The following is a 22,135-nucleotide window of genomic DNA, read 5'->3' as shown; positions in this document are numbered from 1 at the left end:
GCTAATTTTTGAAAAAACTGGATAGCGACAAGTTATCCAGTTTATCCCTGTTATTTTAAAAGGAAATCTATTGAAAATATTTTCACCTGATAATGAACAACCAAACACGTTAAAAATTGGTGTCCTAGGCTTATGATTTCAAGAAATGATGCCCTTGATTTTTTGCAACGATTAAAGGGCAATTATTCAAACCAAGAAAAAAACATCAACTTAAACATTTATGGTTTAGGTCACGGTGTAATTTTAGAAGCTAATCAAAACAGTAAAACTATCTTATATGGAATGATTGCACTCAAAAACCAACATTTAGAAGGTTGTTTTTTAATTGGATTTCCCAATATTATTCATTCAATGGGTAAAATGGAAAATACAACAAGTTTGAACTTTATTTCCCTTTCACCTGCTATTGAAATTAAACTTTCAGCAGAAAAAAACAATCAAATATTCTTATCATTTTTACTAGAAGATAAAAACTGTCTTGAAGCTAACCTGTTAAAATTATTATAAATTTAACTAAAAAGTTACATTTAATATCACAACCTAATTAAATATCAATTCCTCATACCAATAAACACCAATTCTGGATGATTAAAGAAGCGTGGGATTTTGGTACTTTCCCTCGCCAGCCCTCGGCTGACGATTAAATGCGTGGTTTTACCTCATCCTTTTACAAAAGCCCTAATATACCAGTTTCTTTAAATCAATAATGTGGCGGTCTATCACTCAGCAAGTCAAACGGCTGAATTTGCGAGCCATTGGTTTGGCTTTCTAGCTTTTGATAAACTAATTGTAATTGGCGTTGTTGGTTGGCAATCAACTGGCTCTGCTCCGTCACAATCGTATCCAGTTTTTCAATGTTATCTTCCATAAATGCCACTTGGGTTTGTAAATCCACCAATTGCTGTACCAATTCCGCTATTTTTTCTACCGTCATTTTTCTTCCCCCACCCGTCAAGTTTTGCCCAAATTTCTGCTACAATAGGCTCAATTTTTCTTTGCACATTAGACCTCTTTCCAAATTACGAAACTTAATCAGAAGTTTTATTTTACCCCTCCCCAACCCTCCCCTTAACAGGGGAGGGAGTATTTCTCCCCCTGACAAGGGGGAATTAGAGGGGGTATGGAAAGAGGTCTATTATAACCTTTATTGAGAATTTTATGGCGTTAATTCATTTACGAGATATTCATTTGGCATTTGGGATTGCACCGATTTTGGACGGTGTCGATTTTAACATCGAGCAAGGCGAGCGTGTGTGCTTGATTGGTCGCAATGGCGAGGGCAAATCGACCCTATTTAAAGTCATTAGCGGACAGGTCAAGGCAGACAGTGGCGAGTTTCAAATCAGTGGTGATATCAACATCGCCATGCTTGAGCAAGACATTCCCGAAACCACAGGCAAGGTCGCCGATATCGTGATGGCAGGGGCAGGCAATGTCGCCAAATGGCTCAAGGACTACGACACCGCAAGCATGGGCTGTGCCAACGGCAATATGCAAGCCTGTGAATTGATGGCGGATTTACAGCACAAAATTGATGACGCACACGGTTGGGATTTACAACGTGAAGTGCAGACTTTGCTGTCAATGATGGGACTGGATGGCGAGGCGGATATCAGCGAATTGTCTGGCGGACGTAAACGCCGTGTGTTGCTGGCTCGTGCGTTGGTGAACAAGCCTGACGTTTTATTATTGGACGAACCGACCAACCATTTGGACGTTGAAAGTATCGAATGGCTTGAGCAATTTTTGCTGAGTTCACAGGGTTTGACCTTGCTATTTATTTCGCATGACCGCCAATTTATTGACAAAATCGCCAATCGCATTGTCGAGCTTGACCGTGGCGAATTGCGGAGCTATGACGTAACGCAAGGGGTCAAAGGTTACGCACGCTATCAAGAACTCAAAGAAATGCAACTGGTTGCCGAAGAAAAAGCCAATGCCAATTTTGATAAAAAACTTGCCGAAGAAGAAGTGTGGATTCGCCAAGGTATCAAGGCTCGCCGAACTCGTAATGAAGGGCGAGTGCGTGCGTTAAAAGCATTGCGAGAAGAACGCAAGGCTCGCCGTGAGCAAGTCGGGCAAGTCAATATCAGCATGAATGATGGCGATAGCAGTGGTAAATTGGTCGCCAACGTCAAGCATTTAAACTTGGGCTATGGCGGTAAAACTTTAGTCAAAGACTTTAATGCCAGTATCATTCGAGGCGATAGAATTGGGATTATTGGTAAAAATGGTGTGGGAAAATCAACCCTCATTCATGCCATCTTTTCACAAGAGCTGGGCTTAGACCAACCCGATATCACCAAAACTGGCTCGGTAAAACTTGGCACAAATTTACAAATTGCGTTTCTTGACCAACTGCGTGACCAACTTAACCTTGAGGCGACAGTGGTACAAAACGTGGCAGAAGGCTCAGACTTTGTCGAAGTGGGCGGTAAAAAGAAACACATCATTGGCTATTTACAAGACTTTTTATTTGCCCCAGAGCGAGCCAGAACCCCAGTCAAAGCATTGTCAGGCGGTGAGCGTAACCGTGTATTGCTTGCCAAACAACTGCTAAAACCTGCCAATATTTTGGTACTGGACGAACCGACCAACGACCTTGATATGGCGACCCTTGAGCTACTTGAAGAGGCGGTTGATAGCTTTAATGGTACGATTTTGCTTATCAGCCATGACCGTGCCTTTATGGACAACGTGGTAACCTCGACTTGGGTATTTGACACCGACAGCGAGGGTAATGGTATTGTTAAAGAATATGTCGGCGGTTATCAAGATTACCTTGAACAAAAAGCAAGAGAAACTGCCAATAAACCCAAGGAAACCAAAGCCGACAAAGCAAAAGCTGAAACGCCAAAAACAGCAACGTCAACCAGCGAAACCGCCACGCCTACCCCAACGTCAGATAGCAATACCAAGAAAAAGCTAAGTTATAAAGAACAACGTGAACTAGAAAATCTACCCAAGGAAATCGCCCAACTCGAAGCCGAACAAACCGAGTTGCATGATAAATTAGCCGATGGCAGTTGGTTTACCACTGACCTTGAGGGGGCGACCAAAGCCAGTGAACGCTTGAGCGAAATTGATGATATATTGATGGAAAAATTAGAGCGATGGGAAGAATTGGGAAACTAAAAACACCATGAAATCAATCTGTTATATTTTTATCTTATTATCCTTAAATGCCTGTACCACTGTCCATAACCAGTGGTACGACAGCCCTATTCCTGTGGCTGTTACCTTATCCGATGCCAATCATGTTCAGTATTCGCCTTAAATACTATATTCATCGCCCAATTCTGGTGCATGATTGGCGTTATGCACGGTAATATGGCGTGTTGGTAACGCATTATTTAGCCCAACTTCGCTCATCATCTCCGCAATTTTCAAAATTAATTCCGTTTGTTTATCATTAAAATCAATCACCCCTTTCGCCTCCATATAACATTTGACCTCCACCAGATACGCATCTTGTTGTGTGCCTGCGATACGCACTTGATTTAGCACACTATTGGTAGCGGGATGATTGGTGATAAAAATCTGTACCTGTTCGATAAATTCACGAACTTTTTGGGTATCACTGTCACGAGAAACAAAAAAATTATGATTAAAATAAAACATATCACGGCGACTGAAATTCTCAATGCTCATTGATGAAAAACTACCATTGGGAATTGTGACAATGGTGCGGTTCGAGGTACGAAGCCGAGTCGAGCGAATACCAATATCTTCTACTGTGCCTTCTTGCGTACCGAATTTACAATAATCGCCCACACTGACGGGCTGATCTGCCACCAACGACACACTGCCGACCAAGTTTTCGATGGTTTTTTGAGCCCCTAATGCCAATGCCAAACCACCAATCCCCAACGCAGCAACCCCAGTGGTTAAATCAAACCCCATATTGCCCAAAATCACAAAAATCGCCAATGCCAAGAACAGCACTTTGAGGACTTTTTTAAGCAAGTTAAGAACAGACAAGCGTTCTGGGTGATTGTTTTTACTGGCATATTCTTCAGCACGGCTAAACGTCAAATCCAAAATTCGCAATAATAACCACGCCAACGCCACCCATGATAAAATATCTGCCAAGCGTTCGACCAAACTACGCACAACAAGATTTATGCCGACTAATAGCATTAACTCCTTAATAATCACACCTGTGATAACCATTGCCAATGGTACAATTACTCGCCCATCAATCGGTAGCTTACTCTCAGCAGTTTTATCCTTACCAACCAAACGATACAGCAATTGTGCCAATGCATACAACAGCCAGCTAATAACCAAAGACATCAGATAAGTAGCGATTAACAACACACACACTGCCACCAAATGCCCAACACTATAGCCCTTGATATCTTTATCCAGCAAATCACTTGGCAAATATTCATCTACTAAAGTTGGTCTATCACTGGTTTGGATATGATTAATCTTTTGTAACGTTGCACGAGAAAACAACCAAATTTGACTATTATCCGATTGTTTAATACGCTCTAAGGTAATATCAATTTTGCCATCTAGCCCTTGAATTTCACCAACTTTATCAATATTGGGTGAAAGCTTGTCATCCAAATCCCCTGTAGCGGTGTTGTTAATTTGCAACTCACTGTTAATCTTACCCCCACTATCTAACACCGCTTTAAAATCTTCCACAACCTTAGTAGCGTTGCTATTATTGCTAACATTTAGATAACGGCTGGCTAATGCCACATCATTTTTTGCCAATGCTTGCAAAAACCCTTGCACTGTGCCACGAGGCGTATCACGCCCAAAGGTATCTTGGACTTGAGTAGTCGCTGGCGTGCTGGCAGGGGGCGTATCCAGTAACGCATTCGCCATGGGTGAAAAAGCAAGGCTCACCAATAGCAATAAGCTTGAAAATACAAACGTTATCAGTCGATGGGAAAATAAAACAAACATAGCATCATCAAATATCGGTTAAACATTGGCAGTATTTTAGCGAATTTCATTTATGAATACCAATGACTTAAAAAATCATCACCATCGGCTGATTTATTGGTAAGTTTATGACTTTGTTTGCATAAATTGTTTCACTTTTTTGCTGAGAAACTGCTAAAATACGAGCTAATTTTATATCTTAAATGAATTAGATGACAATTATAGTTTTTATTAATTAATACCTTTTAATTTTTAGTTTTTATTAATATTGATGAGAGATTATGTTTAACTTACATCCCCAATTAGCAAAAGATACATTTTTGGTCGGCGAATTCCCCCTATCAACCTGTCGATTAATGAACGATTGTCAATTTCCTTGGTTGATTTTAGTGCCTCGTGTTGCAGGTGTTAAAGAGCTGTATGAGCTATCTGCTAGTGACCAAGCCCAATTTTTACGTGAATCTAGCTGGCTATCCAGCCAACTGGCAAAAACATTCCAAGCGGATAAAATGAACATCGCCGCCTTGGGCAATCAAGTGCCACAATTACATTTTCATCATATCGTCCGTTATCACAATGACTTAGCGTGGCCAAACCCTGTTTGGGGCAATCCTGCGATTCCTTATACCCCACAAGTCCTCAATCATATGCAACAAACATTGATGATGGCGTTGCGTGGGCATCGTGATATGCCGTTTGATTGGCAGATGCAAGTCAACTAATTATGATTTGCATCATCCCATCATTTCAACCTTATTTTAGATAAGTTAGAAAAAATAAATTATTAATCAAGGTGATTTTACTTGCAGTTGGTATTCACAAAAGTATGGCGTAATATTCGACAATCCCAATTCCCTGAATTGTTGGTTTTTTTTGTGGTCGTGATTAGTTTTTTAAGTTTTAAATTACCAAATCCTTATCCCATACTGTTTGGCATTTTATTGTTACTGGGATTGAGTGTATTATCACTTGTTGTCACCTTGCCCCGTCATTTTCTTACCCATACCTCGGTATTGGTTTTATTAGCCATCACCTCAGGGATGTTACAATTTAATTTTTTACCCAGTGTAGCAATTTGGCTAATGATTTTTAGTCGTCTGATGATTAGCCCTAAGCCCTATCTTAACCGCTTGATCATGACAGCTGTACCCATTGCAGTATTGACATTATTAAGTACCCGATATGCTCTACCTGCTCTATGGCTTACCGAAAAACAACAATCCGTTATTGAATTTTCGAGCATTTGTTCTGCAATTATTGTGATTGGTCTTCAAGTATGGCGACTGATTGCTCGCATCCATGACTATCAAATTCAGCTCAATGAAAAACAGTACCGTATTGAAACCTTAGTTTCTATTACCAATAAACTGACTCGCTTTGTACCACCGCAAATTTGGCAACCGATTATCAAAACCAATAGCCCGGTTGCAGTGGTAAACCAACGCCGTAAATTAACTATCTTATTTTCGGATATTGTGGGTTTTACCGATTTGTCTGATACCATCAGTCCTGACCATCTTGCCAATATTCTGAACACCTATTTTGATCGCATGACCCAAATCACCCTAAAATATGGGGCTACGCTTGATAAATTCCTAGGTGATGGGTTGCTGTGTTATTTTGGTGACAGCCAAACCAACAATGAACGTGATAATGCCATTTTATGTATCAATATGGCGATTGATATGAGGCGAGAGATGGGCGTGTTACGCCAACAATGGCGTTTGTTGGGTTTTGAAGGCTTATATGTGCGGTTTGGGATTAATACAGGTTATTGCTATGTGGGTAACTTCGGTAGTCGCAACCGCATGGCATATACGGTAATTGGAAAAGAAGCCAATTTCGCCTCTCGCCTTGAGTCAGCAGCCCAAAAGAACCAAATTTTAATCAGCGAAAGTACCTACCATTTGGTCAGCCATGTACATAACTGCCAATATGTCGGGGAAATTCGATTAAAAGGTTTGCATCAGCCCATGAAAGTATGGGAAGTGCTAGACCCCCAGCAAAATCAACAAAAAAATGACTGGGTTGGCCTAAGTCTACCCGGATTTAATCTACACCTTAACTTCCAAGACATTCGTAATTATGATAGACGTACTATTTTAACTGAGCTAAACAATGCGTTAGAATTAGTGGAAAAGAAAAAATTAAAATAATAAAAAATCTAATAAATAAAGGACGTATGCAATACGCCCCTACATAAACAAGAGTTTTTTAGTGACTTTCAGAGGCGTGATTGATGGTGTATTTTGGAATCTCAATCGTTAAATCTTGGTCTTCGACTATTACTTGGCAAGAAAGACGAGAATCAGGCTCAAGTCCCCATGCACGGTCAAGCAAGTCCGCTTCGACATCATCCATCTCATCAAGGCTGTTAAAACCTTTTCTGACGACCACATGACAAGTGGTACAGGCTTTTGACATATCACAAGCGTGTTCGATTTTTACGCCATTGGCAAGCATACCTTGACATAGGTTTTCGCCTGCATTAAGTTCGATTTGTTTGCCCTCTGGACAAATGCTGTGATGCGGTAAAATGGTAATTTTTGGCATAATGTTCTCGGCTATTTTCACCAAATAAGGTAAGGTGCAGAATACGCACCATTTAGAAATTTATCATTTTTGAATAAGGGCGTATGCAATACGCCCCTACCGTCTGTATCAATCAAACTTAGTTCGTCCAATCAGCGGTCGTTGTCCCTGTCATGGTTTGGCTAACCGCTTGGTTCATAATCAAACTGGCAAATTCATCGCTAAGTTCTTTTAACTGTGATTCGGCATTGGTAAGTTTTTCGGCGTTATTCTCTTGAATTGCTTGTTCGACCAATGCCATTTGCTCATTTAACTGATTGATTTGGTTATCATTTAACAACTGCGAAAATTCCATCATGGCAGATTGTACCGCCAATACTTCTCGTCTTGCTTCGACTTGTTGCTCAATCAGACTACGAGCGTCTTTATCCTGTTTGGCATTATCAAAACCTGCTTGGAGCAGTTTTTCTTGTTCGCTTTCGGACAGCCCATATGAAGGTTTGACTTGGATTTCGCTGTGTTTGCCTGTGGTCAATTCTTTGGCAGTCACCGTTAATTGTCCATTAGCATCAATGGCAAAGGTCACTTCAATCCGAGCCAAGCCTGCTTTCATCGCAGGAATGTCGGTGAGTTTGAACTGTGCCAACGAGCGATTATCCGCCACCGTGTCACGCTCACCCTGTAGCACATGAATAATCATGGCATTTTGGTAATCTTGGTAAGTGGTGAACACTTGCTGGCGTTTGACAGGAATGGGCGTATTACGTGGAATGATGACTTCGGTCAAACCGCCCATCGTTTCTAACCCTAGCGATAATGGCGTGACATCGAGCAATAGCACAGCATTATTTTGTTGGGTATTAAGCAGTTGGTCGGCATATTTGGCAGCCCCTAACGCCACCACTTCATCTGGGTTTAGGCGTGAGAGTGGCTTTTGCCCAAACACTTGCTCAACTTGTTGCTGAATAATCGGCATACGGGTCGAGCCGCCTACTAACACCACGGCATCCAGTTGGCTTGCCTCGATATTGGCATCTCGTAGCACTTGCTCACATACGCTAAAGGTACGCTCGGTAACAGGGGCAATAATGTCACGAAGCATGGCTTCGGTCAATGCACCTTGCCATGTTTGACCGTTTACACTAACGCTCACCTCTACACTTAGGGCATTACTTAATTGTTGCTTGTAGTCTTTAGCAAGTTGGTTCAGGCGTTGTTTATCGTGATTATCCACAGTTTTTGGGTCAATACCTGTTTGTTTAATCAGCCAATTTGCCAATAGACGGTCAATGTCATCACCGCCCAACGCACTGTTACCGCCTGTGGCTAGCACTTCGTACACGCCATGATTCAGCTTAAGCAAAGACACGTCAAACGTACCACCGCCCAAATCATAAATCAGATAATGGGCATCGCTTTGATGTTGCTCTAGCCCATACGCCATCGCCGCTGCAGTTGGCTCATTGAGCAGTCGCAAGACATGAAGTCCTGCAAGGCTTGCCGAGTCTTTAGTGGCTTGGCGTTGAGCCTCATCAAAATACGCAGGTACGGTAATCACCGCCCCCACAATGCTGTTATTCGGTAGGGCAAGTTTGGCACGGTCGTACAAATGGCTGAGTAAAATACTGGAAATCTCAACAGGGTTTTTCGCCCCTTGTGGCGTGTCAATGCTTGGCATAAAGCCATCTTCACCGACCAAGGTATAAGGGTGGTTAAATTTGATATCGGCTTTGGTACGCCCCATAAAGCGTTTGACCGAACGCACGGTATGCTGTGGGAAATCCTCTGCCTTGGCTTCAGCAAAGCTACCGACTAGGGTCTGGTCTTCACCGTTTTCATCTTTGCCAAAGTACACCACAGATGGCAATAAGCGTTGGCAATCAACGCTATTGCCTATCACACCTGACTGGCAATCGCTGACTTTATCACCAATCACTTGCGGTTCGCCAGAGCGTACGACAGCCACCAGTGAACGAGTTGTCCCTAAGTCAATACCAAGGGCATAACGATGGGCGTGGGGTTTGGCGGATTGGTTGGGTTCAGCGATTTGCAATAATGACATAAAATGGCTCAAGACAATAGGTTAAAAATAAATGCACTATAATAGCAAAAAAGCAAGGGAAATTGAATTTATAGCTGTTTCAAATCAGAAATAATACCAATTTTGTAGGGGCGTATTGCATACGCCCTTCGGTGACAATTAGTAACTTGGGCTTATTCAATAAGCCCCTACCTTATCACCATATAAAATTTATTGATTAATCAAACATATAAATCATCATCATTATCGTGTGCTTGGTTCACCAATTCATCAGTCTTTTTGGCAAAATCATGCTGTAATTTAATCAAAAACTTTAACTGTTGGGTGGCAGTTTTGGCGGTTTGCCAGTTTTGTGTTTGATAAGCTTGATAAAAATTCTGCTCAACTTGAGTTATCCAATCTTGCAATTTTGCCTTCAAACTTGGCAACGCCGTCATATCGGCTTCATCAAGCGAAATCCGCAAGTCCATCGCATTATCCAAAAAATCCAAATCTCGGATAGAGTCTTGCAAACCATCCGCTTGATTGATAAGTTCTAGCAGATGGGTCGCTCGGCTATCAGAATTTTTCAGCGTGTGATAAGCAGTATTAATCACGGCAGAGGCTTGTTCATTGCTCAAATTGGCAAGTGACGGTAAGTTTTGAGAAGTCGAAGTTTGATTGGCAGAATTATTGGCGATATCGGGGTGATATTGGATTTGTAGTGTGCGAAAGGTGATATCAAGTTGGTTTTTATCTAGGTTAAAATCAATGGGTAAGCCCATCAGTTCAAAATAATTTACCACGTTTACCTCTTTAATTTGAGAATTTTGCTTTATGCAAAGCTCACACCTTGCATTGCCAACGCATGACGTACCATTTCATTAAAATGGCGTTTAGTTTCACTATTTTGACTCACCAACCAACGTGAAATATCTTCGTCAAGCAAGGTGCTTTCTTTATTAAAACCAGTGTTTTCAAGGGCTTTTTTATCTTGGCGTGCTTTAAGAGCAGGAATTTCTGAAACAGATTTGCCCTGACTAAAATCCATATCACGACAGACTTTATCCAAATTAACGTCTATTTTCATAAGTTTTCCTTTGATGTGGTTCGGCTAATCTTGCAGAAATTATTCTAATATTTTCATCACGAATTGTCCAAATCACCACTAACAACCGATACTGATTACTCATGCCTAGGGTAAAATAGCGTTGTTCACCTTCATAATCACCGTAATCTTCATTGGTAATAGATAGTGGGTCATCGAGAACTGTATCAGCTTCTTCAAAATCAATATCATTGTGAATAATTTGATTGATTGTTTGCTTATTTGAATCAAATTCTAAATCGTCATTCATTTACAAGCATCACCTTAGACCGTAAATGATTCACCACAACCACACTCACCCTTTTGGTTAGGATTGGTGAATTTAAAGCCTGAGTTTAGCCCTTCGGTGACATAGTCCATTTGTAAGCCGTTAAGATACACAAGGCTTTTTGGGTCAACAAAGATTTTGACACCTTGACTATCAAAAGCTTGGTCATTTGGGTCAGCTTGGTCAACAAATTCAAGCACATACGCAAGACCCGAACAGCCTGCCGTACGCACGCCCACACGAATACCCTCGCCATGACCACGATTTTGTAAAAAATCACTGACGTGTTTGGCGGCTTGGGGGGTGAGTTCAATCATAGTTTGCCCCTATCTGTAAGGTGCATTTGACGCACCTTTGCAACATCATTTCATATCATAAGGGCGTATACCCTACAGCCCCTACCAATCACATTGTTAAAACTTAGGCAGTCGCACCTGTTTTTGATTGATAATCTTCAATCGCAGCTTTAATCGCATCTTCTGCCAATACTGAGCAATGCACTTTCACAGGTGGCAATGCCAATTCTTCAGCGATGTCTTTATTTTTGATTTGGCTGGCTTGGTCAAGAGTTTTGCCTTTTAGCCATTCGGTAACAAGTGAGCTTGAAGCGATTGCCGAGCCACAGCCATAGGTTTTGAATTTTGCGTCTTGAATCACGCCATCATCACCGACTTGGATTTGTAGTCGCATGACATCGCCACACGCAGGTGCTCCAACCATGCCTGTGCCGACATTGGGTGCGTCTTTGTCAAAATTACCGACATTGCGTGGGTTTTCGTAATGGTCGATTACTTGGTCTGAATATGCCATGTTATTTCTCCAATTTTCGCTGGTTTTGTCATTTTATGTTGGACAAAACTGGCAATTTTAATTTACTAAAATACTAAACCTATCATTTGTTGTGGTGTCAAACGCCAAAATACCTTGTTTATAAGCTAATTGTGCCACTAATTCACCATTAACATTCCAAATAGATGATTTGCCTGCACATTGATAGCCACCCGATTCACCAATATAATTTGCCATTAATGTCAGCATTTTTTGGGTTTTTGCGACATGGCTAAGATGATTTAAATCGTTATCAACACCTGCCACTGAGTTGCAAACACTGGCGATATACACATCCGCTTGATTGGTTTTGGCTTGCTGATTATGAGCATCTTGTGACAGCTCATAACAAATCGCCAATGCAATCTTTTTATCATCAATCGGTAAAACGATACCTTGCTGACCTGCGGTAAAAACAGCTTGCTCGGTATGGTATAAAATCTGTTTTGAATAAATAATTGGTGATTGATTGGGCTGAAAAATTGCCAAACTGATAAAAATTTTATCTGAATTATCATCAGTTTTTGTTGGTAAACCCACCGCAATCGTCATATGATGAGTATTTGCCAAACTTTGAATTTCAGCCAGTTCTACATCAATCTGTTGTGCGGTCATTGCCAAAAATTTTGCTAAAGTCGGTTCATAACCTGTCAAAGACAACTCTGGAAAAACCAAAATATTAATATCATGCTCAAGGGCTTGCTGAATAAACTTAATGTGTTCAGCAAGATTTGCCTTAATATCGCCTTTGATAGGTTGAGTTTGAGCCACTGCAATTTTCATAAGCGTTTTAACTCACCAATATTTTAAATAAATAGCCGAACAATTTTAAATTATAATCTGTTTTTCCGTGGGTTATGCTTCGCTAACCCACGCTACGAGATTAAATGTTATAAGATAATTTTGTTTTGGTACTTATTCAATCAATGCTCTTGCCATTCAACTTTTGACAAATCAACACCTTCTTTAAACATATCCCAAAGCGGTGACAACGCACGCAGTTTCTCCACCGCCCCACGCATTTGACTAATCACATGGTCAATGTCCGCCTCAGTGGTATAACGTCCCAAGCTAAAACGAATGCTCGAATGTGCCAACTCATCAGGCAAGCCAATCGCACGAAGCACATATGAAGGCTCAAGGGTTGCAGACGTACACGCCGAACCACTCGACACCGCAAAGTCTTTTAGCGACATCATCAAGCTTTCACCTTCAACAAAATTAAAGCTGATATTAACGATATTCGGAATGCTATGCTCTAAATCACCATTTAGATAGATTTCTTCCAAGTCCTTTAGACCGTCCCAAAGGCGTGTGCGAAGCTTTGCGATACGTGCCTCGTCTTCTGCCATGCGAGTTTTGGCAACGGCAAACGCCTCACCCATACCCACGATTTGGTGAGTCGCAAGTGTGCCAGAACGCATCCCACGCTCATGCCCACCGCCGTGCATTTGGGCTTTAAGGCGGACACGAGGTTTACGGCGGACATATAACGCACCGATACCTTTAGGGCCATAAATCTTGTGACCTGAAAAACTCATCAAGTCAATTTTCATGGTTTCTAAATCAATCGGGGTTTTACCTGCTGCTTGTGCGGCATCCACATGGAAGATGATGCCTTTTTCACGCAAAAACTCACCAATACTGGCAACATCAGTCAGCGTGCCAAGTTCATTGTTTACCATCATCAAAGTAACTAACACGGTATCTTCACGCACGGCATTTTTGACTTGCTCAAGGGTAATCAACCCTGTGCCTTGTTGTGGCTCAAGATAAGTGATTTCAAAGCCTTCGTTCTCAAGCTCTCGGCAAGTATCCAGTACGGCTTTATGCTCGATTTTACTGGTAATGATGTGTTTGCCACGACCACTATAAAACTGTGCAGCCCCTTTAATCGCTAAGTTATTTGATTCGGTCGCACCCGAAGTAAAGACGATTTCACGAGGGTCGGCATTGACAAGCTCGGCAATTTGTTCACGTGCGGTTTCGACCGCTTCTTCCGCTTGCCAGCCAAAGCCATGTGAGCGTGAGGCAGGATTACCAAAGATACCGTCAAAGGTCAGGTATTGCATCATTTTTTTGGCAACAGTTTCATCGACTGGTGTGGTGGCGGCGTAATCTAAATAAATAAGCTGGCTCATGCTGGCATGGTCTCCCCAATTTTGGCTGTTTTTTTGTATGTCGTTGTGTGAGTGGTGATATGGCTAAAGCTTTCTTGCTCCATCGGCAATAAGCGAATCGGCTCTTCAGCCACCGAATCTATCATGGACATTTGGCGATTGGCAATGTCACGAACATTTTGTTTGGTAATGAGTTGGGCTAAAGTAACTTGAGATAAATAGGCTTCGATATGCGAAGACAGCCCAGACCATAAGTCATGGGTCAAACACATTGCCCCATCTTGGCAATTACCATCCCCACCGCATGCTCGAGCATCCACGGACTCATCAACGGCAGAAATGATACTCATAATACTGATTTGCTCGAGTGGTTTGGCGATATGATAACCACCCGAAGCCCCACGAGTGCTGACCACCAAGCCTTGCTTGCGTAGTTTGGAAAATAGCTGTTCAAGGTAAGAAATTGAGATTTCTTGGCGTTTGGCGATATCGGACAATGACACAGCATTATCTGGGCTATCTTGTAATGCCAAATCTAACAAAGCAGTCACGGCATAACGCCCTCGTGTGGTCAAACGCATATCAACTCCAAACCTCTTATATTAATCAATAAGGGGTATTATAAATAATTCCGAGTTATTTAGTCAAGATTAAACCTATTTAATCTTCACTGAATATGCTTGGCACTTTCTATAACATGGTGGGCGTATATAATACCACCGCATAAAAGTGTCTTATTTCCAGTTTAAACAAGTATATAAATCTATCCGATTGCTAATTGAAACAACGATCGCCTAAAAATTTTGTTATATTATAGGCAAAATGTCCCCAACACGCAAAACAAGAGAGCCATCATAATGACAACCAATAACCCACCTACCACAAACACACCACAACCAGCAAGGATAATACTGGATTTTTGGTTTTCTGATACCACCAAGCCATTTTGGTTTGCCAAAAGTGATGATTTTGATAGACAATTAACGTATAAATTTTCGGCATTATTACAGCAAGCCAGCCAAGTCGAATTGGGGGACTGGCGAGTGACGGCTCACGGCAGGTTGGCAGAGATTATCGTGCTTGACCAGTTTTCACGCAATATTTACCGAGATACACCACAGGCATTTGCTCAAGATGGCATGGCGTTGGTATTATCGCAAGAGCTTGTTAAACAGGCAGATTTTGCAGAAATGAATGAAGTAGAGCGAAATTTTGCGTTAATGCCATTCATGCACTCGGAATCGGTAAAAATTCATGAGCAAGCGGTAGGGTTGTTTGAGCAGTTTGCCAGTAAAAATACGTTGGATTTTGAGTTAAAGCATAAGGCGATTATTGATAGATTTGGGCGGTATCCGCACCGTAATGCGATTTTGGGGCGTGAATCAACGGATGAAGAAATTGAGTTTTTAAAACAGCCGAATTCGGGTTTTTGATAATTGTTCACCAATCGCCCAATCAATATGTTCTTGTGTATTCTCGCTGACAGTTGGGTGTTTTGCCTTGAGTTTCTCAATAATCTCTTGGCTAAATGGGGCATTACCCAATGCCACCGCCACATTTCGCATCAAATTCTCATAGCCTGTCCGCCGTAATGGACTGCCTTCTGTTTTTGCCAAAAATGCTTTTTCATCCCACGCCCACAATGATAATAAATCTAAACTATCCAACGCATGTCGTGGGTTAAAGTCGTCAATCGTTGCCAATTTTACAAATTTATTCCACGGACAAATCAACTGACAATCATCACAGCCAAAGACTCGATTGCCGATTTTAGGGCGGAGTTCGACAGGGATTTTACCCTCAAGTTCAATCGTCAAATATGAAATACACAGCCGTGCATCGACTTCATAATGTCCTGTGGTAGTCTTTTTGATGGCATGGGTGGGGCAAACGTGAATACAGGCTCGGCAACTGCCACAATGGTTATCGCTATTTGGCTCATCAACAGGCAACGGTAAACTGGTAAACAACTCCCCCAACACAAAAAAAGACCCTGATTTTTTATTAATCAATAACGTGTGTTTGCCTGTCCAACCCAAGCCCGCTTGCTCTGCCAATGCTCGCTCAAAAATCGGGGCAGAGTCGCTAAATGGGCGGAAGATAAAACCCTCGGCATATTGCGGATAGTCGGTTTTGAGTTTGTCATGGATACGATTGGCAAGGGTTTTGAGGCGTTGTCGCATGGTTTTATGGTAATCTCGCCCCCTTGCATAGCGTGCGATAATGGCATGATTGGGGCGGTCATTGTCGGCAACGGTGCGATTGGCAGGTTTACTGACCAGATAATCTAACCGTACACTGATAATGCTTTGCGTTCCCTCGACCAGTAACGCAGGGTTGGCACGTTTGTCATGGTTTTCTAAGAAAAAATTCATCTCGCCATGTTTGCCGTCTGCTAGCCAACGTTTGAGGTTTTCTAATTGTTTGGGGAAAATGGGATTGTTGGGACTGACAAAACCACAATCGGCAAAACCCAACTCAAGGGCTTGCTGTTTTATCCAAATGGCTAAATCAACGAGGAAATGGGCGTTATTGCTATCCACGCAAGGTATTTTGGCACAATGGGGTTTTGGCTGAAGCGAGTTTGACATATAATCAGAGAATCAACATTAAAAAACGTAAAATTGGATAAAAACCATGTCTTATCTTGTATTGCATAAAGATGCAAATGTATTGGTGGTGCAAACCACCGTTGGCGAGTCGCCTGTGTCCGCTACCCAGCCGTATGGTGGCTATAATTTGGGCTTGCACGTTGGCGACCATGCCGAATCTGTGTATCAGCATCGAGCGGATTTATTGGTACAACTACAACAAGCAAGCCACCCATCAACATCAGACACACGCAATATCAAGCGGATTGATTGGCTCACGCAAGTACATGGTAATCAAGTGTATCACGTCACCGAACAGTTGCATACCCATCCCATATCGGCGGATGCTCATATCACCACATTGCCTAGTGTCGCACTGGCAATTATGACGGCAGACTGTGTGCCTGTGATGATAGCTACAGAAAATGGTGAGGTAATTGGGGCGGTACACGCAGGTTGGCAAGGTTTGGCAAAAAATGTGATTGCTAACACCATTCAAAAAATGGCCCATCAAATTGATATACAAAATCAAGATTTGACAGCTACCGAATTATATAAAGTAACACAAAACTGGCAAGCGTGGGTTGGTGCATGTATTGCATCGCAAAATTATGAAGTAGATAACCGTGTTAAAGATGCGATATTATCAGTGCTTAATGTGACAGAGGCACAAGCTAATCTTTTGTTTAAACCAAGTGAAAAAACAGGACATTATTATGCCGATTTAGCCAAAGTCGCAGAATTACAACTTAACGCCTGTGGCATAGCCAATGTGATGCAAAGTGGACTGGATAGCTATGCCGATGAGCGTTTTTATTCGTATCGCAAACAAACCCAAGATAATTTGCCAAATACAGGGCGGATGGCGACTTTGATTATCAAAAAGGGGTAGCCAAAAATTGTAGGAGCGTAATACTTACGCCCTGTTTGACATTTTAAGTAGGGGGCTTATACAAGCGTGTAGGTTGGGCGTTATATTTTTTAATAGCGTTATTTTTTTGACTTTGCCTGCACATATTGCAATTCTTGTCGTGCGACATTGTCTTTGGGATTGATTTCTAGGCATTGTTGGTACAATTTTTTGGCTTTTTCATAATCGCCTTGTTCGGTTGCAGAAAATGCCATACCTCGCAATGCACGGGTATACTCAAAATCTTTATTGCCAGCAGGCGAAAACTCGCTAAATTGTGATGCCATTTCAAAGATATCACCTGCGGACTGCCAATCTCGCTGAATTTGGAATAGATGCCCGATTTCGCTTGCCACTTGAGAATTAAAAGGCGATAGTTCAAGGGCTTGATGGTAAGCGGTTAATGCTTGCGATGGTTGATTTTTTTCTACTAATATAAAACCCTTTAAATACAATGCCGTTACCCATTCATCATGCAAGATAATAATTTCTTTTTGTTTTTTATCAATCGCTAACTGAGTAATGACTTTTGCTTGTTCAACTGTTCGACTACTATACACAGGGGCTTTACTATTAGCGTATTTTTGTTGATAGCTATCAATGATAGGCTGAACAGTGGCTAATGCTTTGTCGAATTGCTTTGCCATCATCAGCTCTTTGGCTTGGGGTAAGGCAATTTGTGCTTGTTTATCAAGGGTGGGATTATTCTCAAACCGAACATTGATACCTTGTATGGCAACTTGTTGCACCACAGTATCATTGGTTGATATTTTGGTTTTGGCAAAGCCAGGTTGAATAATGGCAAAACTTAAACTAATAACCATCGCCAATCGAATGGCAAGTAGATGTTTGTGCATGATGTTTCCTTTTTTGGCACTTACGCATTTTTATAATACACAGGTTGAAATTATATTGGGTATTTGAATATCAAATGATTGTCATTAAGCTTAAGAATAATACAATCAAACTCCGTGGGTTACGCCAAATAGACAGCTAAATCTTGCTAGGATTTGTCTTATTTTGAAGCGTTTTACTATAGCAAGAATTTCTATCAGACACCACTATCCTTTTATACAACCAAAATCCTTTTATACAACCAAAAAAAATTATGCGTAAGCCTTATCATTAGGCAACTTGTTGCTCATACAGCGTTTGATGGGTCTTGGGATTAAAAATAGCCACCGCATCATGGTGTTGTTGCAAATAATCCTCAATCATCGGCTGACAGCCACCACAGCAGGTCGCCACATCCAGCTCATTTTGCAGTGATTCAAGCGTATCATGCCCTTGACGAATGGCTTCTTTAATTTGGGCTTCTTTGACGGCATTGCAGATACAAACGAACATTGGTCTTCACCTTTTGGATAAAATCAATATACATATAATAATGATAATTATTATTATTTGCAAGTAGATTTATCATCCAAGTTTTTTTAACATAAGTCTACTATAATGCACATTAATATTATATTACCTTCACACAGATGACCTATTTGTAGGGTATAATACGCCAACTGTTCAAAAAACGACCACATTATCATTTCATCCACCTAATTTATTTGGAGTTGCTATGAACCGTTCTACCAATTTGGCTAAAATCAATAAAAAAGCGTCAAAACTGTATCATCAATCCGAAGAATTTGGGTGGAATGTCCCTAAAGTCATGCAAAAACGCATTAGCATGATTAGCCAACAAAATCCTCTAGACAATGCCAAAGAAATGCGTGAAATTGAAAAAATGTTTATGGAAAAACCGTGGGCATTTTTGGAATCATGGCAACAAATGATGCTTCAGTCGCTAATTACCCAACAAAACTTCAACCAATCCATGTTTGATAATTGGTTAAAATTCAGTATTGGGCAACCGATTGCGATGGAGCGTGTGATGTTGCAATTGAGCGATGACACCTTAAAAATCTTTGAAAAAGCCATGCAACCGATTTATAGCACCGTCAATGCCAATGCCAAACGCCTAAAAAATGTTTAACAGCCGTATTGGATTACGCCTTGGATTTATCATGGCTAAATACTTGGAAGGTGGGTGATGGCGTGGTGGCATTCGCACTTATGGCAGTGGCAGGCCTGATTGGCTGTTCAGTGTTTGAAGTGGGTGATTGAGCTGATTGATTGGTTTTACCAGTGGCTGACTCAACGGTCTTTAGGGACTGTGGGGCATCGTCACTGGTCAAATCGCTGGTCCATAAAAACTCATCCGCCAAACGAAAAGCATCAGCGACCACATCAGTATCACCTTGATTTAGTAAAACTTTCATAACTTCTAATGCAATCTGCTCTCTTTTAGACAATGACATAGTTTTCCTCAAATGGTAGGGTATGTTTGGGGTGGGTATTTTAACAGATTCCATCGTACAATTTACAGGCATTGATTTAAAATCTAGCTTAATTCAGCGGTTTTTTGTTAAAATATCAAAACATTCATACCGATTCATGTCCCAAACTTATGACCTTCTCTGTCCCAACCGTTTTATTATTGACCCATGCCCCCGACCATCCCAGTACGGCTAAAGGCTTGCAATTTGCCAAGGATTTTTATCAGCATTGGCAAGGTGAATCGCCTGTCGCACTCAAGATTTTTTTATACAGTGATGCGGTAATGCTCGCCAATCGCCTAAGTTGGCGACCTGCGGATATGCCAAACCCTGCCCATGATTGGCAACAATTTGCCCAACAGCATGATATCACCCTGCAAGTGTGCGTGAGTGCAAGTCTGGCTCGTGGCGTGACTGATGCTGACAATGCCAAACGTCATGGCTTACAGGGCGATAATTTGGCAAATCATTGTGAATTGATGGGATTGGGCGAATTGGCAATACACCTGCATCACAGTGAGCGACTGGTGCAGTTTTGATAAATAAAAAGTTGATGTAAGGAAATGCTGTGAAAATTTTTGTGGATATTACCTCAGAGGACTGGCTAGTATGCCAAGAAGCCCTATCACTGGCGTTGGCATTGGCAAGTTTTGAGCATGACATTCAACTCAAACTTGGCGAAGGTTTTTTAAGTCATGTAATGGCAGAGCCGACAGGTAAACTGGCAAATATGCTCAGTTCGCTTGAGCTATATGATTTGCAACAGGCGTGGATAGCCCACGAGCTTTGGCAAAAAATTCAACTATCTAAACTGGCTGATGAGAAGCAACTTGTATGGCTCACCCAAGTGATGGAAATGCCAGAACCTTTGCCAGTATTTGAACAGCAAATAACATTATAATTTGATAAAAAGACTGACTATCATTATGCCAACTTCTACCTCGCCATCCAACCCTTTATCCGCATTATCACTGGACGAAGACGGGCATTTACACAATCATTTGGACTGGACAACTGACCACGCCCAACGCCTTGCTGATAGCTTAGATATTGAACTAACCGAACAGCATTTTGCCATTTTATTGGTGGTGCGTGAGTATTACCAACGCTTTAGCCACCCACCAACCACTCGCCCATTGATTAAGTTTTTAAACCAAGCCTTGCCAGAATTGGCAATTGATAATGCTAAATTACAAACCTTATTTAACACAGGTTTGGTCGCTCGTCATGTCAATCGCATTGCGGGGTTGCCAAAACCTGCCAATTGTTTGTAACACACATGATGCCAAGCCCAAAAATCAAATCTGTAGGGGCATAATGCTTACGCCCTGTTTAACATTTTTAGGACTTACGCAAAAATGCCATTTGTAGGTTGGGTGGAAGCATGACACCCAACATAAACCATTCAAATTGTTGGGTATCGCAAGCTCTACCCAACCTACGATTTGGTGAAATGCGTAAGTCCTAATAAAATATAGTAGCATAAGGCATGACAAAAAAATCAATCACACGCATAGACTACTGCCAATACCTAATGGTGAGCCAAACCAACTACACACTCACCTACTATGCAGAGCATCACCCCAAAGAAATAAGTCATGACCGCATAAATCGTTACCTGCGAAATGACAGACTAACCCCAAGCCTAGTTTGGGAAAAAGTCAAAAATGACATTATTACAGACCCAGAAGACTACCTTATCTTTGATGACAGCATACTCGAAAAAAATCACAGTCATAAAATCGAGTTAGTTAACAAACAATACAATGGCAACGCACATGGATTAATCAAAGGCATCTGCATTGTGAACTGTGTTTACGTTAATCCAAAGACTCATCAATACTGGATAATTGACTATCGCATCTATGACAAAACCAGTGACGGCAAAAGCAAACTTGACCACTTATAAGATATGCTAAAACACAGCATCAAGCATAAACAACTAGAATTTAAATACGTTCTCATGGACACATGGTATGCCACCAAAGACATCATGTTGTACATAGATAGATTAAAAAAGATTTATTATTGCCCATTAAAGTCTAACCGTAAAGTGGATGACTCAAAAGGGTTAAACCCCTACAAACAAGTCAGTCAGCTTGTATGGACAGAGCAAGAACAACAAAACGGCAAACTGATTAAAATACATGGCTTTCCCAAAGACTACAAAGTGCAACTGTTTCGGGTTGTGGTTAATGACAAACGCACGGATTGGATAGTCACTAATGACACCACTCAAGATTCGGTGGATGACACACGATTGGTGTGTGCCATTCGTTGGAAGATTGAGCAGTTTCACCGAGAGATTAAGCAGTTAACAGGTATTGAGCATAATCAGTGTCGTAAGGCTCGTATTCAGCGTAATCATACTTGTTGTGCTATGCTGGTTTGGGTCTGCTTTGCTAGACTTGCTAGTCAGTTAGGTAAAACGATGTATCAAATTAAGCAAGGGCTTCTTGATGACTATATTTGTGAGCAACTTCGTTGCCCTACAGTTAAGTTTGCGTAAGTCCTAAGGGAATTAAA

The 22,135-nt window shown here is 41.4% G+C and carries 27 protein-coding genes and 1 pseudogene; 12 read left to right on the top strand and 16 right to left on the bottom strand.

Annotated elements, in window-relative coordinates; genetic code table 11:
• The first annotated feature begins 132 nt into the window (after positions 1–132).
• A complete protein-coding gene (locus tag ACK1U4_RS01410; RefSeq protein ID WP_419399902.1) occupies positions 133–507 on the top strand; it encodes a hypothetical protein in 375 nt (124 codons plus the stop codon).
• Positions 508–700: 193 nt separating this feature from the next.
• Here the strand turns inward: ACK1U4_RS01410 and ACK1U4_RS01405 are convergent, their stop codons facing one another.
• Positions 701–934 (bottom strand): SlyX family protein, encoded by a 234-nt coding sequence (locus ACK1U4_RS01405; RefSeq protein WP_419399901.1) that lies wholly within the window; start codon positions 932–934, stop codon positions 701–703.
• A gap of 224 nt (positions 935–1,158) precedes the next feature.
• Here ACK1U4_RS01405 and ACK1U4_RS01400 point away from each other — a divergent pair, with 224 nt between their 5' ends.
• On the top strand, positions 1,159–3,135 hold the full coding sequence (locus ACK1U4_RS01400) for an ATP-binding cassette domain-containing protein (protein WP_419399900.1): 1,977 nt from the start codon (positions 1,159–1,161) through the stop codon (positions 3,133–3,135).
• A gap of 7 nt (positions 3,136–3,142) precedes the next feature.
• Entirely contained in the window at positions 3,143–3,277 is a 135-nt protein-coding gene (locus tag ACK1U4_RS01395; protein ID WP_419399899.1) for a hypothetical protein, read from the top strand.
• Here ACK1U4_RS01395 and ACK1U4_RS01390 read toward each other — a convergent pair.
• Positions 3,274–4,923, bottom strand: coding sequence for a mechanosensitive ion channel family protein (locus ACK1U4_RS01390; protein WP_419399898.1), 1,650 nt, complete (start codon positions 4,921–4,923; stop codon positions 3,274–3,276). The genes ACK1U4_RS01395 and ACK1U4_RS01390 overlap by 4 nt on opposite strands.
• A 260-nt stretch (positions 4,924–5,183) precedes the next feature.
• Between ACK1U4_RS01390 and ACK1U4_RS01385 the strand changes: the two genes are divergently transcribed.
• Together ACK1U4_RS01385 and ACK1U4_RS01380 are read left to right on the top strand one after the other, a co-directional pair.
• Positions 5,184–5,624 (top strand): HIT domain-containing protein, encoded by a 441-nt coding sequence (locus tag ACK1U4_RS01385; protein WP_419399897.1) that lies wholly within the window; start codon positions 5,184–5,186, stop codon positions 5,622–5,624.
• Positions 5,625–5,882: 258 nt separating this feature from the next.
• Entirely contained in the window at positions 5,883–7,058 is a 1,176-nt protein-coding gene (locus ACK1U4_RS01380) for an adenylate/guanylate cyclase domain-containing protein (protein ID WP_419399896.1), read from the top strand.
• Positions 7,059–7,116: 58 nt separating this feature from the next.
• Here the strand turns inward: ACK1U4_RS01380 and fdx are convergent, their stop codons facing one another.
• From fdx to ACK1U4_RS01330, 10 genes are all read right to left on the bottom strand, one after another.
• Positions 7,117–7,455, bottom strand: coding sequence for an ISC system 2Fe-2S type ferredoxin (gene fdx, locus ACK1U4_RS01375; protein ID WP_419399895.1), 339 nt, complete (start codon positions 7,453–7,455; stop codon positions 7,117–7,119).
• Positions 7,456–7,573: 118 nt separating this feature from the next.
• Positions 7,574–9,496, bottom strand: a complete 1,923-nt coding sequence (gene hscA / locus ACK1U4_RS01370; RefSeq protein ID WP_419399894.1) for a Fe-S protein assembly chaperone HscA — start codon at positions 9,494–9,496, stop codon at positions 7,574–7,576.
• Positions 9,497–9,696: 200 nt separating this feature from the next.
• Entirely contained in the window at positions 9,697–10,260 is a 564-nt protein-coding gene (gene hscB / locus ACK1U4_RS01365) for a Fe-S protein assembly co-chaperone HscB (RefSeq protein WP_419399893.1), read from the bottom strand.
• Between the two features lie 29 nt (positions 10,261–10,289).
• Positions 10,290–10,544 (bottom strand): hypothetical protein, encoded by a 255-nt coding sequence (locus ACK1U4_RS01360; protein ID WP_419399892.1) that lies wholly within the window; start codon positions 10,542–10,544, stop codon positions 10,290–10,292.
• Positions 10,528–10,812, bottom strand: coding sequence for a BrnT family toxin (locus ACK1U4_RS01355; RefSeq protein ID WP_419399891.1), 285 nt, complete (start codon positions 10,810–10,812; stop codon positions 10,528–10,530). Before ACK1U4_RS01355 ends, ACK1U4_RS01360 begins: the two co-directional genes overlap by 17 nt.
• A gap of 14 nt (positions 10,813–10,826) precedes the next feature.
• Positions 10,827–11,147: an iron-sulfur cluster assembly protein IscA gene (gene iscA, locus ACK1U4_RS01350; RefSeq protein WP_419399890.1), complete on the bottom strand. Its 321-nt coding sequence runs from the start codon at positions 11,145–11,147 to the stop codon at positions 10,827–10,829.
• 103 nt (positions 11,148–11,250) lie between these two features.
• Entirely contained in the window at positions 11,251–11,640 is a 390-nt protein-coding gene (gene iscU, locus ACK1U4_RS01345) for a Fe-S cluster assembly scaffold IscU (RefSeq protein WP_419399889.1), read from the bottom strand.
• Between the two features lie 57 nt (positions 11,641–11,697).
• A complete protein-coding gene (locus ACK1U4_RS01340; protein ID WP_419399888.1) occupies positions 11,698–12,441 on the bottom strand; it encodes a carbon-nitrogen hydrolase family protein in 744 nt (247 codons plus the stop codon).
• Positions 12,442–12,581: 140 nt separating this feature from the next.
• Complete coding sequence (locus tag ACK1U4_RS01335; protein WP_419399887.1) at positions 12,582–13,799, bottom strand: IscS subfamily cysteine desulfurase; 1,218 nt, start codon at positions 13,797–13,799, stop codon at positions 12,582–12,584.
• On the bottom strand, positions 13,796–14,359 hold the full coding sequence (locus tag ACK1U4_RS01330) for an Rrf2 family transcriptional regulator (protein WP_419399886.1): 564 nt from the start codon (positions 14,357–14,359) through the stop codon (positions 13,796–13,798). The genes ACK1U4_RS01335 and ACK1U4_RS01330 overlap by 4 nt, the downstream gene beginning before the upstream one ends.
• A gap of 276 nt (positions 14,360–14,635) precedes the next feature.
• Between ACK1U4_RS01330 and ACK1U4_RS01325 the strand changes: the two genes are divergently transcribed.
• A complete protein-coding gene (locus tag ACK1U4_RS01325) occupies positions 14,636–15,211 on the top strand; it encodes a DUF924 family protein (RefSeq protein WP_419399885.1) in 576 nt (191 codons plus the stop codon).
• Here the strand turns inward: ACK1U4_RS01325 and queG are convergent.
• Complete coding sequence (gene queG / locus ACK1U4_RS01320) at positions 15,185–16,369, bottom strand: tRNA epoxyqueuosine(34) reductase QueG (RefSeq protein WP_419399884.1); 1,185 nt, start codon at positions 16,367–16,369, stop codon at positions 15,185–15,187. The two genes, ACK1U4_RS01325 and queG, sit on opposite strands and share 27 nt — an antisense overlap.
• Before the next feature lie 46 nt (positions 16,370–16,415).
• Between queG and pgeF the strand changes: the two genes are divergently transcribed.
• Complete coding sequence (gene pgeF / locus ACK1U4_RS01315; protein ID WP_419399883.1) at positions 16,416–17,261, top strand: peptidoglycan editing factor PgeF; 846 nt, start codon at positions 16,416–16,418, stop codon at positions 17,259–17,261.
• Positions 17,262–17,359: 98 nt separating this feature from the next.
• Here pgeF and ACK1U4_RS01310 read toward each other — a convergent pair whose 3' ends face one another.
• Positions 17,360–18,136: a tetratricopeptide repeat protein gene (locus tag ACK1U4_RS01310; RefSeq protein ID WP_419399882.1), complete on the bottom strand. Its 777-nt coding sequence runs from the start codon at positions 18,134–18,136 to the stop codon at positions 17,360–17,362.
• Positions 18,137–18,404: 268 nt separating this feature from the next.
• Positions 18,405–18,626 (bottom strand): (2Fe-2S)-binding protein, encoded by a 222-nt coding sequence (locus ACK1U4_RS01305; RefSeq protein ID WP_419399881.1) that lies wholly within the window; start codon positions 18,624–18,626, stop codon positions 18,405–18,407.
• 223 nt (positions 18,627–18,849) lie between these two features.
• Between ACK1U4_RS01305 and ACK1U4_RS01300 the strand changes: the two genes are divergently transcribed.
• The gene (locus tag ACK1U4_RS01300; RefSeq protein WP_419399880.1) at positions 18,850–19,266 is read left to right on the top strand and encodes a hypothetical protein; all 417 of its coding nucleotides are present in this window, start codon (positions 18,850–18,852) and stop codon (positions 19,264–19,266) included.
• 13 nt (positions 19,267–19,279) lie between these two features.
• Here ACK1U4_RS01300 and ACK1U4_RS01295 read toward each other — a convergent pair whose 3' ends face one another.
• Positions 19,280–19,591 carry a hypothetical protein gene (locus ACK1U4_RS01295; protein WP_419399879.1) on the bottom strand — a complete coding sequence of 104 codons (312 nt, stop codon included), beginning with the start codon at positions 19,589–19,591 and terminating at the stop codon, positions 19,280–19,282.
• Positions 19,592–19,740: 149 nt separating this feature from the next.
• Between ACK1U4_RS01295 and tusD the strand changes: the two genes are divergently transcribed.
• The 4 genes and pseudogenes from tusD to ACK1U4_RS01275 all read left to right on the top strand — a co-directional run bounded on the left by tusD (position 19,741) and on the right by ACK1U4_RS01275 (position 22,118).
• Positions 19,741–20,148: a sulfurtransferase complex subunit TusD gene (tusD, locus tag ACK1U4_RS01290; protein ID WP_419399878.1), complete on the top strand. Its 408-nt coding sequence runs from the start codon at positions 19,741–19,743 to the stop codon at positions 20,146–20,148.
• 29 nt (positions 20,149–20,177) lie between these two features.
• Complete coding sequence (locus tag ACK1U4_RS01285; RefSeq protein ID WP_419399877.1) at positions 20,178–20,510, top strand: hypothetical protein; 333 nt, start codon at positions 20,178–20,180, stop codon at positions 20,508–20,510.
• Between the two features lie 25 nt (positions 20,511–20,535).
• A complete protein-coding gene (locus ACK1U4_RS01280; RefSeq protein WP_419399876.1) occupies positions 20,536–20,883 on the top strand; it encodes a TusE/DsrC/DsvC family sulfur relay protein in 348 nt (115 codons plus the stop codon).
• A gap of 215 nt (positions 20,884–21,098) precedes the next feature.
• Positions 21,099–22,118, top strand: a pseudogene (locus ACK1U4_RS01275) (transposase).
• The last annotated feature ends 17 nt before the right edge of the window (positions 22,119–22,135 follow it).

Origin of the sequence: Moraxella sp. TY6 (assembly GCF_048551375.1) — a bacterium.
In the GTDB taxonomy this organism is placed as follows: Bacteria; Pseudomonadota; Gammaproteobacteria; order Pseudomonadales; family Moraxellaceae; genus Faucicola.
The sequence above is the reverse complement of the archived record's forward strand: the minus strand, read 5'-3'. Positions and strand labels throughout refer to the sequence as shown.

Bases quoted from the DNA above. Each gene is read 5' to 3' on its own strand.
- ACK1U4_RS01410 (WP_419399902.1), top strand. From the start codon at position 133: ATGATTTCAAGAAATGATGCCCTTGATTTTTTGCAACGATTAAAGGGC.
- ACK1U4_RS01405 (WP_419399901.1), bottom strand. From the start codon at position 934: ATGACGGTAGAAAAAATAGCGGAATTGGTACAGCAATTGGTGGATTTA.
- ACK1U4_RS01400 (WP_419399900.1), top strand. From the start codon at position 1,159: ATGGCGTTAATTCATTTACGAGATATTCATTTGGCATTTGGGATTGCA.
- ACK1U4_RS01395 (WP_419399899.1), top strand. From the start codon at position 3,143: ATGAAATCAATCTGTTATATTTTTATCTTATTATCCTTAAATGCCTGT.
- ACK1U4_RS01390 (WP_419399898.1), bottom strand. From the start codon at position 4,923: ATGTTTGTTTTATTTTCCCATCGACTGATAACGTTTGTATTTTCAAGC.
- ACK1U4_RS01385 (WP_419399897.1), top strand. From the start codon at position 5,184: ATGTTTAACTTACATCCCCAATTAGCAAAAGATACATTTTTGGTCGGC.
- fdx (WP_419399895.1), bottom strand. From the start codon at position 7,455: ATGCCAAAAATTACCATTTTACCGCATCACAGCATTTGTCCAGAGGGC.
- hscA (WP_419399894.1), bottom strand. From the start codon at position 9,496: ATGTCATTATTGCAAATCGCTGAACCCAACCAATCCGCCAAACCCCAC.
- ACK1U4_RS01360 (WP_419399892.1), bottom strand. From the start codon at position 10,544: ATGAAAATAGACGTTAATTTGGATAAAGTCTGTCGTGATATGGATTTT.
- ACK1U4_RS01355 (WP_419399891.1), bottom strand. From the start codon at position 10,812: ATGAATGACGATTTAGAATTTGATTCAAATAAGCAAACAATCAATCAA.
- iscA (WP_419399890.1), bottom strand. From the start codon at position 11,147: ATGATTGAACTCACCCCCCAAGCCGCCAAACACGTCAGTGATTTTTTA.
- iscU (WP_419399889.1), bottom strand. From the start codon at position 11,640: ATGGCATATTCAGACCAAGTAATCGACCATTACGAAAACCCACGCAAT.
- ACK1U4_RS01340 (WP_419399888.1), bottom strand. From the start codon at position 12,441: ATGAAAATTGCAGTGGCTCAAACTCAACCTATCAAAGGCGATATTAAG.
- ACK1U4_RS01335 (WP_419399887.1), bottom strand. From the start codon at position 13,799: ATGAGCCAGCTTATTTATTTAGATTACGCCGCCACCACACCAGTCGAT.
- ACK1U4_RS01330 (WP_419399886.1), bottom strand. From the start codon at position 14,359: ATGCGTTTGACCACACGAGGGCGTTATGCCGTGACTGCTTTGTTAGAT.
- ACK1U4_RS01325 (WP_419399885.1), top strand. From the start codon at position 14,636: ATGACAACCAATAACCCACCTACCACAAACACACCACAACCAGCAAGG.
- queG (WP_419399884.1), bottom strand. From the start codon at position 16,369: ATGTCAAACTCGCTTCAGCCAAAACCCCATTGTGCCAAAATACCTTGC.
- pgeF (WP_419399883.1), top strand. From the start codon at position 16,416: ATGTCTTATCTTGTATTGCATAAAGATGCAAATGTATTGGTGGTGCAA.
- ACK1U4_RS01310 (WP_419399882.1), bottom strand. From the start codon at position 18,136: ATGCACAAACATCTACTTGCCATTCGATTGGCGATGGTTATTAGTTTA.
- ACK1U4_RS01305 (WP_419399881.1), bottom strand. From the start codon at position 18,626: ATGTTCGTTTGTATCTGCAATGCCGTCAAAGAAGCCCAAATTAAAGAA.
- ACK1U4_RS01300 (WP_419399880.1), top strand. From the start codon at position 18,850: ATGAACCGTTCTACCAATTTGGCTAAAATCAATAAAAAAGCGTCAAAA.
- ACK1U4_RS01295 (WP_419399879.1), bottom strand. From the start codon at position 19,591: ATGTCATTGTCTAAAAGAGAGCAGATTGCATTAGAAGTTATGAAAGTT.
- tusD (WP_419399878.1), top strand. From the start codon at position 19,741: ATGACCTTCTCTGTCCCAACCGTTTTATTATTGACCCATGCCCCCGAC.
- ACK1U4_RS01280 (WP_419399876.1), top strand. From the start codon at position 20,536: ATGCCAACTTCTACCTCGCCATCCAACCCTTTATCCGCATTATCACTG.